The sequence below is a fragment of the Nostoc sp. genome (assembly GCF_036917375.1).
In the GTDB taxonomy this organism is placed as follows: Bacteria; Cyanobacteriota; Cyanobacteriia; order Cyanobacteriales; family Nostocaceae; genus Nostoc.
On the sequence record NZ_JBALDN010000033.1, the window covers coordinates 1 to 14,186 of the forward strand.

The 14,186-nt window shown below is 40.6% G+C and carries 13 protein-coding genes and 1 tRNA gene; 6 read left to right on the forward strand and 8 right to left on the reverse strand.

What is annotated here, in order from left to right:
* Positions 1-109: 109 nt before the first annotated feature.
* From V7K45_RS08245 to V7K45_RS08260, 4 genes are all read right to left on the reverse strand, one after another.
* A complete protein-coding gene (locus tag V7K45_RS08245) occupies positions 110-1,273 on the reverse strand; it encodes a GuaB3 family IMP dehydrogenase-related protein (RefSeq protein WP_322670253.1) in 1,164 nt (387 codons plus the stop codon).
* A 382-nt stretch (positions 1,274-1,655) separates the two neighbouring features.
* On the reverse strand, positions 1,656-2,186 hold the full coding sequence (locus V7K45_RS08250; RefSeq protein WP_335002204.1) for a YdcF family protein: 531 nt from the start codon (positions 2,184-2,186) through the stop codon (positions 1,656-1,658).
* A 409-nt stretch (positions 2,187-2,595) separates the two neighbouring features.
* Positions 2,596-2,669: transfer RNA gene (locus tag V7K45_RS08255), tRNA-Arg, on the reverse strand.
* Between the two features lie 33 nt (positions 2,670-2,702).
* Positions 2,703-3,800: a tocopherol cyclase family protein gene (locus V7K45_RS08260; RefSeq protein ID WP_335002206.1), complete on the reverse strand. Its 1,098-nt coding sequence runs from the start codon at positions 3,798-3,800 to the stop codon at positions 2,703-2,705.
* A 36-nt stretch (positions 3,801-3,836) separates the two neighbouring features.
* Between V7K45_RS08260 and V7K45_RS08265 the strand changes: the two genes are divergently transcribed.
* From V7K45_RS08265 to V7K45_RS08275, 3 genes are all read left to right on the forward strand, one after another.
* On the forward strand, positions 3,837-4,460 hold the full coding sequence (locus tag V7K45_RS08265) for a DnaJ domain-containing protein (RefSeq protein ID WP_335002208.1): 624 nt from the start codon (positions 3,837-3,839) through the stop codon (positions 4,458-4,460).
* Between the two features lie 110 nt (positions 4,461-4,570).
* Positions 4,571-5,995 carry a DnaJ domain-containing protein gene (locus V7K45_RS08270; RefSeq protein WP_335002210.1) on the forward strand — a complete coding sequence of 475 codons (1,425 nt, stop codon included), beginning with the start codon at positions 4,571-4,573 and terminating at the stop codon, positions 5,993-5,995.
* A 312-nt stretch (positions 5,996-6,307) separates the two neighbouring features.
* Positions 6,308-7,063, forward strand: a complete 756-nt coding sequence (locus tag V7K45_RS08275) for a hypothetical protein (protein ID WP_335002212.1) — start codon at positions 6,308-6,310, stop codon at positions 7,061-7,063.
* Between the two features lie 538 nt (positions 7,064-7,601).
* Here the strand turns inward: V7K45_RS08275 and V7K45_RS08280 are convergent.
* Positions 7,602-8,435 carry a metallophosphoesterase gene (locus V7K45_RS08280; RefSeq protein ID WP_335002215.1) on the reverse strand — a complete coding sequence of 278 codons (834 nt, stop codon included), beginning with the start codon at positions 8,433-8,435 and terminating at the stop codon, positions 7,602-7,604.
* A gap of 218 nt (positions 8,436-8,653) precedes the next feature.
* The gene (locus V7K45_RS08285; protein ID WP_335002217.1) at positions 8,654-9,481 is read right to left on the reverse strand and encodes a metallophosphoesterase; all 828 of its coding nucleotides are present in this window, start codon (positions 9,479-9,481) and stop codon (positions 8,654-8,656) included.
* A gap of 329 nt (positions 9,482-9,810) precedes the next feature.
* On the opposite strand from V7K45_RS08285, the gene V7K45_RS08290 reads away from it, so the two are divergent.
* Positions 9,811-10,980, forward strand: coding sequence for a DUF262 domain-containing protein (locus tag V7K45_RS08290; protein ID WP_335002219.1), 1,170 nt, complete (start codon positions 9,811-9,813; stop codon positions 10,978-10,980).
* A 6-nt stretch (positions 10,981-10,986) separates the two neighbouring features.
* Positions 10,987-12,039 carry an MAE_28990/MAE_18760 family HEPN-like nuclease gene (locus V7K45_RS08295; protein ID WP_335002221.1) on the forward strand — a complete coding sequence of 351 codons (1,053 nt, stop codon included), beginning with the start codon at positions 10,987-10,989 and terminating at the stop codon, positions 12,037-12,039.
* 170 nt (positions 12,040-12,209) lie between these two features.
* On the opposite strand, the gene V7K45_RS08300 is transcribed toward V7K45_RS08295, so the two are convergent.
* Together V7K45_RS08300 and V7K45_RS08305 are read right to left on the reverse strand one after the other, a co-directional pair.
* Positions 12,210-12,482, reverse strand: a complete 273-nt coding sequence (locus tag V7K45_RS08300; RefSeq protein WP_185584679.1) for a GlsB/YeaQ/YmgE family stress response membrane protein — start codon at positions 12,480-12,482, stop codon at positions 12,210-12,212.
* Positions 12,483-12,957: 475 nt separating this feature from the next.
* Positions 12,958-13,224 carry a hypothetical protein gene (locus V7K45_RS08305; RefSeq protein ID WP_335002223.1) on the reverse strand — a complete coding sequence of 89 codons (267 nt, stop codon included), beginning with the start codon at positions 13,222-13,224 and terminating at the stop codon, positions 12,958-12,960.
* Positions 13,225-13,493: 269 nt separating this feature from the next.
* On the opposite strand from V7K45_RS08305, the gene V7K45_RS08310 reads away from it, so the two are divergent.
* A complete protein-coding gene (locus tag V7K45_RS08310; protein WP_335002225.1) occupies positions 13,494-14,126 on the forward strand; it encodes a bifunctional 4-hydroxy-2-oxoglutarate aldolase/2-dehydro-3-deoxy-phosphogluconate aldolase in 633 nt (210 codons plus the stop codon).
* Positions 14,127-14,186 lie beyond the last annotated feature (60 nt).

Genomic DNA, 14,186 nt, shown 5'->3' on the forward strand with positions numbered 1-14,186 from the left:
GATATCCTTCGGCATCGGTGCAATAATCATGCTTTTAAGTAAAACCTTGTCCAGTCAGGATATTTAACTCATTACGTGCGACATCGAATCGCACTCCCCATACCTAATTCTATTTCCCCATACCTAATTGTTGAGCTTTTTGGTAAACTTTGCCTTCGGTTAATAAAGAAGGTGCAATCACAACTTCCACCTGCTGCATTTCTTTAATATTTTTCGCTCCCAAAGTGCCCATACTGGTCTTTAAGGCTCCTAAAAGATTGTGAGTACCATCATCTAGTCCTGCTGGGCCAATGAGTATTTGCTCTAAGCTACCAGTCGTAGCAACGCGAATGCGGGTGCCACGGGGCAAAACTGGGCTAGGAGTCGCCATACCCCAATGATAACCTCGTCCTGGGGCTTCTGCGGCTCTGGCAAAGGGGGAGCCAATCATCACACCATCAGCACCACAGGCGATGCATTTACAAATGTCGCCACCAGTGATTAAACCGCCATCAGCAATAATCGGGATATAGTTGCCAGTTTCGTTATAGTAATCATCTCGTGCTGCGGCACAATCTGCGATCGCAGTTGCCTGTGGCACACCCACACCCAATACCCCACGAGAAGTACAAGCAGCACCAGGCCCAATTCCCACTAATACCCCAGCTGCCCCAGCTTTCAACAAATTCAACGTGACTTCGTAAGTTACGCAATTCCCCAACACCACGGGGATGGGCATGGAACGACAAAATTCTGCTAAATCGAGTGGTACTAAAGACTCTGGTGACAGATGAGCAGTAGAAACTACCGTAGCTTGGACAAAAAATAAATCTGCCCCAGCTTTTGCCACTGCCTCACCGTATTTACTTGCACCGGCTGGAGTCGCACTCACCGCCGCAATGCCACCTTGTTGTTTAATTTCCTGAATACGTTGTTCAATTAATTCCGGTTTTATTGGTTCGGCATAGAGTTCTTGCATGAGGGCAACAAATTCATCTTTCCCCACAGAGGTAATCCGATCTAATATTGGCTCTGGGTCGGCATAGCGAGTTTGAATACCCTCTAAATTGAGGACACCTAATGCTCCTAACTGTGACAAACGTACAGCCATACGAACATCTACTACACCATCCATAGCACTAGCAATTATCGGGATTTCTCGCTCAATATTGCCAATACGCCACTTAGTATCTGCCAAACTGGGGTCTAGTGTTCTATTACCAGGGGCTAGAGCAATTTCATCTATTCCGTAAGCTCTGCGAGCTGTTTTTCCCCGCCCAAGTTGAATTTCCACGCTTTAACTTTACTCAAATCTGTTTAAGCTAGGGTATCAAATTGTGGGGAAATTTGGGGCGTTTTTTTCCCGAACCATACAAGTGACTAGTGACGGTTGTCATTAGTCGTTTGGATTTTGACTGATTAAAAATCCAAAATTAGTTTGATAAAAGAAAGGCAGGAGGCAGTGGTTCGGCTTCGCGGCAATTGAGCGTAGTCGAAACTCACCAACCAGGCAGGAGGCAGAAGGAAGAAAAGGTACAAACCTCGCCCCTAGTGGGCGAAAAAGTAGGAATATTCTTTTCGAGATGCACAGCACGAGAAAAGATACGTCCGTAGCACTTACCTCTTCCCTTCATGGGAGAGGTGTCCCTTCTGCCTCCTGCCTTTGGCGGCTTGATTTAGCGTCTATTTTTAGCGGCATCCACACCAGTGTAACCAGTTGCTAACCAAATTATCGCTCTAGCTCCATCACGAATAGATTTCTCGATAGATTCAGGGGGTTTTTCGGAAGGAACTGGTACTGGTTTTAAATAAATACCCCGACTGCCCAAAATAATTTCGCCGATGACACAAGCCCGGCGCATGTGGAAGTCGGAAGTAATCAAATAAACGCTCTTAATACCGCGAGCTTGCAAATCATCTACCAAAGTAGTAAAATTAGTTACTGTATCTACTGCTTCATAATCCAAGTGTAAACGTTGAGGATCGACACCAGCTTTGGTAAACACTCTTTGGGTGAATGTACGTGGACTGCCGCCTGTAATCCAAATCGGTATATTTGGATGCTCGCGAACGAATTTTGCCGTAAACTTTTCTCGCTCTAAATGTCTCGTTGAACCACCTAACACTAAAACTGCTTGCGGCTGCACAAATTGGTTTTGTACTTCTTTGTATCCCCACCACATAAATATTGGTAGGACAAAAGCCATAAAACGAAAAGATTTATTTGTAAAGAGTAGCTTATTCAAGGCTCAATAACTTAATTTACTTAGTACACAATTTTCTCTGGCCATAAGAAAAAACAATTGATAGTAGAGTAGCAAACTTCCCAAGAATCTGCTCAAATTCTGACCAAATATAAATTTGGTTGGTTTTCGTGTAACAGCGCGATTAAGCGTGCCTGGATTTTTTCCTCTAATTGATGGATTATCCTAACCGATATCGGACGATTCATCAAAGGGTTTTAACCACTTTATATAGTAGTTCTCAATTGCACAGAATCAGCAGCCAGTCGCGTGGACGGATATCCCGACTTTGGCGAACTGACGTACCACTCTTAGGCGCACAGCAATGCTCTTACCATATTAATTGCTGTATATATGAATTGTCTAAAGATAACGGGACTGGTGCGACTTGAACGCACGACCTGACGCTTAGGAGGCGTCCGCTCTATCCAACTGAGCTACAACCCCAACTGCGAAGCATATATAATTATAGCAGTAGTTTTAGGGAGACTGCCAAAAATTATCCCAAGGGCCGCCGCCTACTTCTAAACCACAAAGAAAACTTTCGGCTTTTAGAATTATTTTAGATTTTCTTCCATTTAGTTCTCGTAACTCTAAATTTAGTTTTCCTTGCATGGTGTCTCGGCAACAGTATCTTAAACCTTCTGCTGTCGGCGCACGTAGAGGTGTACCAGGTAAATCTGTGGTTCCTGTTAATTCAATTTCATAACTAGAGTTGCTAGCTTTCATTTGCCATCTACCCCAAGGCTGAATTTCCCACTCAACTTGGGAATTCCAGGGAACAAATTCATAAAACTTGCCTTGATAGTGCAGTCCAATCATCGCTACAGATTCCATCCACCACAGCACACCCCGCCGTCCACCGCCAGCAGTTAATGCTAAGTCAGGTTCGCCCTCAAAGCAATTACAGTTTATCCAAAACCATCTTTGAGGAAAAGCACCACCCCAATTTTTCTCACCGTAGGCTGGGGCATTAGTGAATTCGTAAATTTTGCCATTCCAGTCAATCTTCCCACTGGCTAAACCGTGAGCCATCAAAATTTGCCATCCAGGTTCAAAAATCTGCAAGAATGACAGCCAGCCTGCGGTTGATTGCTGAATGCCATTTTGATTGCCCCAACCATATACTGGTTGAATTTCATACTGCCAACGGCAATAATTATTAGTAGCGCGATCGCGAATTATTCCTTGATTCAAGGTGGCTGTGGCTTGATATCCTTCTTGAACGTGATACTCAAACTCTGCTGGCAGGAGATATAGGGGAGAAACTTGCAAATTATTTTTACCCCAATGACCTAAACCTAAAACATCCCGACTACCCCAAAATTTGTTGACATCAGGAAAAGTACGGCAGAGGTACTCATCATCCGGGCCGAGGATTTGGGCTGCACCGCCACTGTGAGGTTTACCGCCGATGGGATCTTCAATGGAGTACATAAAAGCGAATGTTTGCCCAATTTCCGGCAACGTGACGCGGTAATACCAGCCTTCAAAGAAGCGACGGCTACTGCCATCCCAGTGATAACCAGAATGGGGTGTTTGGGTTGATTGGAGAGGATTTTTGGGAATAGTTAACATAGGTTTAGATAGTTGCCGATTTTTTCAGTATGCGCGATGTCTAAAGACAAGCCGAAACGTCTACGCTTCGATATCAATGATGCTTATGAAATTCTTGGGCTAAAACCCGGTGCGTCTCAAGCACAGGTGAAGCGAACTTACCGTAAACTGGTGAAAATTTGGCATCCCGATCGCTTTGTCGATCAAAGGCAAAAACAGGAAGCTGAAGAAAAAATCAAATCAATCAACGCAGCTTACAACAGGCTCAAATCTGAAATTCCATCTGAGCCTCCTATTCCTGAAAATCCATCTTCATCTTCGCCTAAAACTCCCCCAAAAATATCTGTCAATCGTTGGGATGCAGAAACTTTCTACACTTTAGGAGTAGAAAATGCTACTCAAGGAAGATATGAGGATGCGATCGCAGATTTTACCCATGCAATTCGTCTCAATCCTCATTATGTTGACGCATATAAATATCGTGGGCTAGTTTGCTCACAACTAGGATATGAATATAGAGCCGCTTCAGATTTAAATAAAGCTGCACAAATAGAAGAAGAGTTAAGAAATCCGGGGAGTACGCGTAGATCGCGATCGCCTAGATATGTATCAAAACCTAAACCTCTGGTAGAAAGATTTTGTCAGAGGATAAAAAGTTTCCTGCGGCTAAATCGGCGTTGAAGATAAGCAGCGAATATAGTTGAAGACACTAGAGATGGAGTTAGATAATACTTGTACTTGGGAATACTAAGTGTAGTAAGAATTGCTGCCCATTTCTTAGTATTCATCGTATGAGCGATCGCTTCGATATAAATCATATTTACGATATCCTTGGGTTAAAACCAGGTGCATCTGCTGATCAGGTCAAGCAAGCTTACCGCCAGATGGCTAGGACTTGGCATCCAGATTGTTTTATTGAACCGCAGCAAAAGCTAGAAGCGGAAGAAAAAATCAAAGAAATCAATCAAGCTTATGCAAGGTTAAAGTCTTATCAGCCAAACCAGACAAATCAATCTGCTTTTACTACCAAAATTGATTTAACTCCATCCAATGCTGAAAGTTTTTATAACCTGGCTATGGAGAAAGCTCAAAAAGGAAAATATATTGAAGCAATTGAAGACTTTACCCAAGCTATTCGTCTCAACCCTAACTACTTTGAAGCCTACAAATACCGAGGGCTTGCTTGCTCGAAACTAGGATATGAAAATAGAGCCAAGTCAGATTTTAAAAATGCCAGAGAACTGGAACTGAAACAGAAAAAATCACCACCCAAACCGACATCACCACCGCCACCAAAGCCACCAACACCTGAGTCACAGTCTCAACCTTTACCGTGGAAATGTATACACACGCTGACTCATCTGAACTGGGTTTTTACAACTGCAATCAGTCCAGATGGGCAAACTTTGGCTAGTGGAAGTAGTGACAATACTATCAAGATTTGGCATATCGACACAGGTAAATTACTACATACTCTCACTAGTCATACAAAATGGGTAAGATGCCTAGCCTTTAGTCCAGATAGCCAAACTCTAGTTAGTGGCAGTGATGATAGCAGCATAATGATTTGGCAAGTATCTACAGGTAAATTACTCAAGACCCTGAAAGTACATTCAACCCCAGTTTTTTCTGTAATCGTTAGTCCAGATGGTCAGACTATCCTGAGTGGCGGTACAGACACTACTATCAAGGTTTCCCATATAGACATGGGGCAATTACTGCAAGTCCTCAAAAGTCATTCTTCCTTCATTTATTCCCTTACCACTTGCCCAAAACACCAAATTTTTGTAAGTGGCGGTGCGGATAATACCATTAAGCTATGGAATTTGAAGAGTAACAAACTGCTGCAAACTCTCACCGGGCATTCAGGTTGGGTGACTTGTGTTGCCATTAGCCCTGATGGACAAATTTTAGCTAGTACCAGTTATGACCAGACTATCAAGTTATGGAATATCAATACAGGTAAGCTAATTAACACACTTGCTGGACATCACAGCTATGTTTGGTCTGTTGCTTTTAGCCCCGATGGTCAGAATCTTGCCAGTGCTAGCGCGGACTACACCATAAAGTTATGGCACATTAGCACTGGACAACAACTCTACACGCTGGACAACCATTCGGATTGGGTTAACTCTGTTGCTTTCAGTCCTAATGGCAAAACTTTGGTTAGTGGTAGTCGAGATATGACCATCAAGCTTTGGCGATGCGATATCTAACAATAAATTAAACATTTAGAGAATTGAAGCAAATTGATAGATTTTTCGATCGAGTCATTAACTGACAGTTTAATAACATCCATCTTTGGGATACTCTTTCTCTTGATTAAGTATTAACTCTCTAAAGATTAAGTATTAACTCCCTGGAGATAGAGCCACTTGTTTGAGAGCAGAAGTTATTCTGATATTACCAACAGTTGAGTAGCAAATAAAACTCAATATTTATCAGCAACATATATTTTCAGTTCATTAAAACTTTTTGTTTTTAGAAAGCTTTAGTTTGTCAATTTCCTAATTTGAGGAGTGAAATCAATGTCTATGCCCAATGAACGCGAAATCAAAAACAGTGAAGTTAGGCAAGAATCTTACACTGATATTAATGGCAATACTCAGACCAATTTGACACAAACCACTGAAACCGTTAAGAACAACACAGCTAATCCCAACTCTTACACCAATGGTTACGTACATGGTCGAAATGTTGAGCGTACCTACCAGCAAGCAGATTTAGCCCAGCGTGATGAAAACAATGCTAGTGGTGGTTTGTTGTTGGGTATTATCATTACTTCCCTGCTTGGTTTGGTTATAGGTGGGGTTTGGTACTTCAACCAGCAGAATAACGCAGCAGTTAACAATGCTGTGCCAGTCGTGGTTCCTGTACCGAGTAAGAGTAATCCAACTCCCAGTCCATCTCCTCAACCACAAACAATAATCAAAGAAACAACTAAGGAAGTCCCTGTTCCTGTTACTGTTCCTGTTCCTGTTCCCCAACAGCAAGTTACACCTCCGTCTGCACCTCGTCAACCGGATATTAACATTACTATTCCACCCCAGCAGCCTGCGGCAGAAAAAGCACCTTCTGTAACCCAGCCAGCCCCTAAAGCGACACAAAGTCCAGCGACGAGTTCAACTACTAATACTCCGGCTTCGCAGAACGATAGTTCTACTAATACTGTTGCTCCTGGTGCAAAAAGTGACACCTCTAAAAGTACTACACCTCAAGGAGTAGACCAGTCAAACAGTACATCTAATAGCGATTCTTCTACCGCAGGCGGTTCTGGTCAATAACGGGTTCTGAAATTTCAGTCCACTTGGTAATGTTGGCGTGAATGCGAATATTACCAAGTAGGACAAATTTTAAGCAATATTTCTGAATTGTTGCGATAAGTTAATGGTATTCAAGTTTAGTAAAGGTGTCTTGTAGCTAAACAAACACAATGCTAGATTAAGACCAAGGTACAAACAGGTTAAAAGTTAACAAAAACTTTCAAGTTAGAGCCTGTGCCTCCTGCTCTAATCTTATCGCGATCTCTATGATTGGTTGTGGCATCCGTTGAATGTGTTTTTGCCTTAAGTTCAATGAGTTGTTTTGGAGGTTTTAGAACGCACAGCCAGAAAATGCCTGCCTAGTTGGAATGTAAGGATGTGCAATTTTGAGTAAAGCGATCGCGAATACTGTCCACCTTATTTTGAGTTAGTTATTTCTGAATTCTCCAATCTTCAAGAAACCGCCGCAAGCTATTGAGATTTATCGATCGTAGCTTCAGGCGGTTTCTGCTTTGAGTGTTATGCATTTTTGTCCTTTGTCATTTATTTAGACCAATGACTAATGACTAATTAAAGTAATTACAGTCACTTCAGGCGGACAAAATAAGCGTCCTGGTTTATAAGTTCCTAAACCACGATTGACATATAGTTGATTTTCTTCCACCTTGTGAAACCCTTGTGCCCACTCCCAATATCGGACTACTTTTGAGCAGTCTCCTAAGAAAAATGTTACCCAACGCCGTAATTTTTTGGGAATTTGTTTGAGTAGCTTTTTGTAATAGAGTACTAGAGGGCCAATGCCCGGAATGACGATGTGACCACCGTGGGTATGACCAGATAGTTGCAAATCTACGCGCCATTGTTGCAATATCTTGGCTGTATCTGGGTTATGGGATAAAACGATGCGCGGTGTAAGAGAGTCTAGTTGATTCATCACTGGTGCGGGGTAAAATTCCCGTGACCAATAATCAGCTAGTCCTACTAATGGTAATTCTTTTCCTAATGGATAGGCGATTTCATTCCAAAGTACGTGAACCCCAATGCTAGTTAATGCCTGTGTAACTTCTGTTTTGGAGTGGCTGTAATAGATATCGTGGTTCCCAAGTACGGCGTAGATACCACAACGACTTTGCAGATGTTTGAGTCGAAGCACCAATTGATGGATTGGTGTAGGATCGTCAGTTACGTAGTCACCAGTTAATAGAATTAAATCTGGTTCAGCTTCATTAGTAAGTGCGATCGCTTTTTCTAACATATCTTCCGACAGTCGCAAACCATCATAGTGAAAATCTGACAACTGTACTAATGTTGTACCTTGTAAAGATGCAGGAAGTTCCGCAATCTTAACCGTTATTTTATCTACTCTTAAATGTCCCGTAAACAACCAATGCATAAGTTAACCGATACTCCTCATACCAGCGTTTACAGCTTACCAAAAATAAAAATGTAACTTGATAAAATGCAATAATTTATGTCATCTACTTCAGATACAATTAATTTATTGATTTAAATTTTGGTGATGAAACTAGCAGGTTATGCCTGAGTTTGCAGGCACTCATTAGCCAGAGTACCTGCTGAAATTGCATTCTTTTTTGTTAAGTTTGGAATTACCTACTCACCTTGTAGGGTGATTATAGTAACTTCTGGGCGGCAAAATAAGCGTCCTGGGAGGTAAGTTCCCAAACCACGATTGATATATAGCTGATTTTTACCTAGCCGATGCAAACCCTGCGCCCATTCCCAATGGTTGACTACAGAAATATTTACTTCTAAAAATGGGAATCGACGCCGCACTTTTCTGGGTATTTTTTTTACAAGCTTTTCGTAAAACAATGCCGCAGGGCCAATTCTGGGAATCACGATTTGACCACCGTGAGTATGACCAGATAATTGTAAATCGACTCGCCATGTTTGTAATATCTCCGCAGTATCTGGGTTGTGGGATAAAACAATGCAAGGTGTGTCAGGGTTTAACTGGTTCATAACTGTTGCGGGGTGGAATTCCCGTGACCAATAATCAGCCAGTCCAACGAGTGGTAATTCTTTTCCTAGTGGATAGGCAATTTCGTTCCAAAGTACATGAATTCCAATGCTAGTAAGGGCTTCTGTAACTTCTGCTTTTGCGTGTTTATATATATCGTGATTGCCAAGGATAGCATAGATACCACTACGACTTTGCAAATGTTTGAGTCGAAGTACTAGTTGGTGAATTGGTGTCGGATCGTCAGTTACGTAGTCACCAGTTAATAAAATTAAATCTGGTTTAGCTTCGTTAGTAACTGCGATCGCTTTTTCTAACATCTCTTCCGACAGCCGCAAACCATCGTAGTGAAAATCTGACAACTGCACCAGCTTTTTACCTTGTAACGATGCAGGCAATCCTGCAATGTTAACCGTCAATGCTTCTGTACTCAACGGCCCAGATAACAACCAATGCATAAAATGTTCAATAAAGCTCAATCATAGCGTTTACAGCTTAACTGAACATTGTTGGTTTGGGTGTAGTGACCAGTGCAACTTGTTGAAAATTTTATGAAACCTCTAGATTTTAGGGTATTTATACTCATCTAAGTTGAATATAACTTTGCCATGAACTGTTTTTAAAGTGGAGTAGATTTTCTCCAGTACTAACATCCCTAAAACTGTTTATTGAGGTAGTATGACGAATATTTAATATCAAGACAACTTTGCCGCATCAAGAAGCGCTAGGGTATATTCAGCAGATTTAACTATATTTCATCATATCGTTCTTGTGGAGGATGTAGTCAATGCAACTTACACCAATTGAAGAAAAGATGTGGGAAGAATCTCCTTCTACACACCCAGTCACAATGTCTGATATCGAAATCAACGAAAAGTATGAGTCTGGAGAGCAAAGAATACTTACCGAAATTAACCGTGAAAAGCTGCCTAGCTTTGTCGAAGCACTAAAGAAGCCTGGGTATATGGATGTGCAACCTTTCTACCAAAGAAGGCTGCGTTGGGATGAAAAGAAGCAATCCAGATTAATAGAGTCGTTTTTGATCAATATTCCTGTTCCTCCAATAGTTCTTTACGAAAAAGAATTTAGCTTATATGAAGTAATGGATGGTCAACAAAGAATTACTGCCCTTCGGAATTTTTATGACAACCGTTTAAAATTAACAGGTCTTGAACTTTGGCCAGAACTTAATGGACGAACTTATGCTACTCTTCCTGCAAAAATTAAAGCAGGGATTGATCGTCGCTCCATATCATCTATAGTTTTGATTACAGAGTCAGCATCTAATCCTGAAGAAGCGCTGCTTCTGAAACAGCTTGCATTTGAGCGTCTGAATACTGGAGGTGTTGAGTTAAGTCGCCAAGAAGTACGTAACTGTTTGTATTATGGGAAATTCAATCAATTGTTACTTGAATTGACAACTAATCCTATATTTACAGAAGCGTGGGGAATTCCTATAAATAAACCTGAAAAACTGGTTAAAAACAACCTATTCAAAAAGATGGAAGATGCCGAATTAGTGCTTCGATTTTTTGCATTACGCCATGTAGGAGATTTTCGTAGAGGAATGCAGGGTTTTCTTGACCTATACATGATAAAAAGTATGAAATTCTCAGATGAAGATATTGAAATACTCAAAAATATCTTTATTCAAACAATAAATTTAGCTTACGAAATATATGCAGAAAATTTATTCAAGCCTTTAGATATAGAGTCTGATGCTTGGAAAGATAAGGCATATAAAGCCTATTATGATGCTGTTATGGTTGGAACTAGTAGACATTTGGCAAATGCAGATATTTTAATTGAGCGTAAGTCTAAGATAATTGAAGAGACAAAGAAACTGCTGAGAGAAGATACATCAAAATTATTTACAGGTGCTGAAAGAAACAAAATTGATGTCGAGAATAGAATTAAATTGTTTGACAATATGTTGTCCAAAATCATCGCAGGGTAAAAAGCGATGTTTGAGGATCTTTTGATAACAGTCAAAGTAAATATTTCTGCTATACGTGCAATTATCAAAACCAATGATAGGCTAAGACAAATTTCCTTTGGTGCGTCTGCTTTAATAAAAAAAGAATGGAACGAGGATACAGAATTAATCCTTGGCACACTCATGCAGGATATTCCCAAGGTAATAGAGTGGCGAGTTTACGATCATTGTGCTGTAGTAACGCGCTTGTACGCAATTTATGAGCGTTTTGTTGAAGACTTAGTTAGTGACTGGTTAGTACTTCTACCAGGATTATTTTCACGTTATTCAGAGCTAGAAGAGACAATACGAAATACTTACCAGATAGGGGTGGGAAGATTATTGCTTGATCTGAGGAAAAACAGATATAAACACCTATCTATTGAGGAAGTTATTCGCGGATTATTTCATGGAGCTACGGGTGAAACAGAATATGAGCTATTGCCAGATGCATTTCTCTTCCATGAACAGAACCTACGTAAAGAAGCCTTAGAAAAAATGTTGACAGAAGCAGGTATACCAAATTCATGGGGCTGGGTAGAAAAACATAGAGCCGTAAAGTATTTTGTACAGGAGATCAGAGGAAATGAAAACACAGCAGAAGGAGAACTCAATGAATCAATTAGCTATCGTAACGACGCAGCTCACGGATTTCCCGATGATGTTCTAGCTTCTAATGCACTGTTAGAATTATGTGACTTTGTGGAGACTTTATGTCAAGCACTTACTGAGTTGGTTACTTACAAAGTTATTGAACGCAAAAAATCAATAGGTCAAGTCAAAGAGGTTGGTAGAATTACTGAATGGTTTAAGAAGCATGAAGCTGGAATAGCAAAGGTTGAAGAAACGACTTTATTGGTCGGAAACAGCCTTTTCCTAGTTAGTGAGGGTTCATGTTGCTGCTATTTAGCCACTATTAAGAGTATTAAAATGAATGACATATCAGTTAATGAAACAAAAACAACTACGGGGATGGAAGTTGGTTTGAAATTTGATGTGGATGCTAAAAAAGGATTGCGTTTGTATCAATTACAAGTTTGAAATATGCTGAACTTAATACTTTTTCCTTTAACGAAATTATTTGATTGCAAAAAAATCAAAAAAATAACGCCTACCTGTAATCATGGTGGCGCTATTTTTTTAATTTAATTCACAGTTAAAAATAGTTAAATGAATTTGCTAAATCTTTGTCATTGATTTACCGCAATTTTTTATACAGCGCTGCGGTTGGTTAATAAATTCCACAGGAAAACTGCGACGATTGCACCAAGAACTGCTACCGCAATACCTGGAATGCTGAGACTAGGAGCTGCTAGAGATAAAGTTCCCGTACTGAAAAATACACCTAAACTACCGCCAACAAAAGCACCGATGATTCCTAACAATATTGTTCCTAGAATTCCACCACCTTGATGACCAGGGTAGATAGCTTTTGCGATCGCACCAGCAATTAGACCTAAAACAATCCAAGCAAGAATATTCATTGTTGTTAAGTTGGTAAACGTTTTTGACTTACAAATACATATTAACGATCTTCATTTCTAACTTAATCTACCATCAGAATTAATTATGAATATCCATTAGGAATAGTTTAATTGCTACTAGATTTTTTAATATATTGCGGCTACCATCCTACTTAGGATAAGTCGGCTATGGATAAGTGTGACTAGCCGCTCTCTTAGGATTTGCTAATGTCCTAAGCTGTCGGCTCCCTGCTATATGACCCATTTAAGATAGATAGTCAATTAAAAAAAAGCTCCTAGTAGGTCTTTAACTAGGGGCTTATATAAACTATTGCTTGGTAATTGCAGTATATGCATTTTTAATTAGCTCTCTCCTCTACTAGAAGAATTAAGCTGAGTTTTTAGGGACTGTCTCTAAAGTAATGTAAAGTAAGCAAAATCAGGCGATTGAGACGATCGCCTATCCTTTTGCAAGCTTATGTCTTGTTTTTAATTTTTAATTGCTTATCCCGCGATCGCTGCCAATGACTTGATGGCTGATAAATGGGAACAGTCTTCGGTAAGACCAATGCATACTTAGAAAAATCAGACTTACTAAGGTTAGCAGCATAACGCCCAGAATCGTTGTATATGCCTTAGTGCGCCACCAAAAGCCATTTACACCTAGTCGCACAAGCTTCCATAAATTAGCTATATCGGCGCTTTCAGAATCGTGAATGGTGATTGGTAAGGACGCTGCTGTGTTTTGTCGTGCAATTGTCATTTTAATTACTCCTTTAAACCCAAATGCTAAGACAATAATTTTAAAATACGGTAACACTATAGGTTTTATGTTATTTATAAGTAATATCTCATAGCTTGATGCAATAAGCAAGTTTTAAGGGCATTGGGGATAGGGCAAAACAGTTGTGCTAACATTACTCAGCACTCTTGAAGGACATTGGGCATTAGTATTAAAAATTAGGTATTTACTAGATTGAAAACTATTCTCTAGTCTCAATCCCTACTCCCAGTCCCCAATCTCTAGTCAAAATGCCTAATCAAATTTGGTTATCACAGTTGGAAAAACACCGAGCGATCGCAGTTATCCGCGCCCCTCAAATGGAACTGGGACAACAAATGGCAATGGCTGTAGCATCTGGGGGAATGCAGTTAATTGAGATTACCTGGAATAGCGATCGCGCTGGGGAATTAATCAGTCAACTACGTTCGGAATTACCAGCCTGTATTATTGGCACTGGTACGCTATTTAATGTGCAGCAGTTACAAGATGCGATCGCGTCTGGGGCGCAATTCCTCTTCACACCCCACGTTGATTCGGCAATGATTCAAGCAGCACAAGAAAAAAATGTGCCGATCGTACCAGGAGCGCTGACTCCCACAGAAATTGTTACCGCTTGGAGTCAAGGCGCTAGTTGTGTAAAAGTGTTTCCCGTGCAGGCAGTGGGAGGGGCTGATTATATCAAAAGTTTGCAAGGGCCTCTGGGTAAGATTCCCTTAATTCCTACTGGCGGCGTGACTCTCAAAAATGCCAAAGAATTTTTGCAAGCCGGAGCGATCGCTGTTGGTTTGAGCGGGGAATTATTTCCCCAAAAGCTTGTCATAGAGGGAAATTGGTCAGCGATCGCAACTCAGGCAAAAAACCTAATGCAACAGTTAGGTTAACTTAGAATCAAATCATCAAAATTCACGTCTATTAAAGTAATAGATAGGGAAATAAAGGTG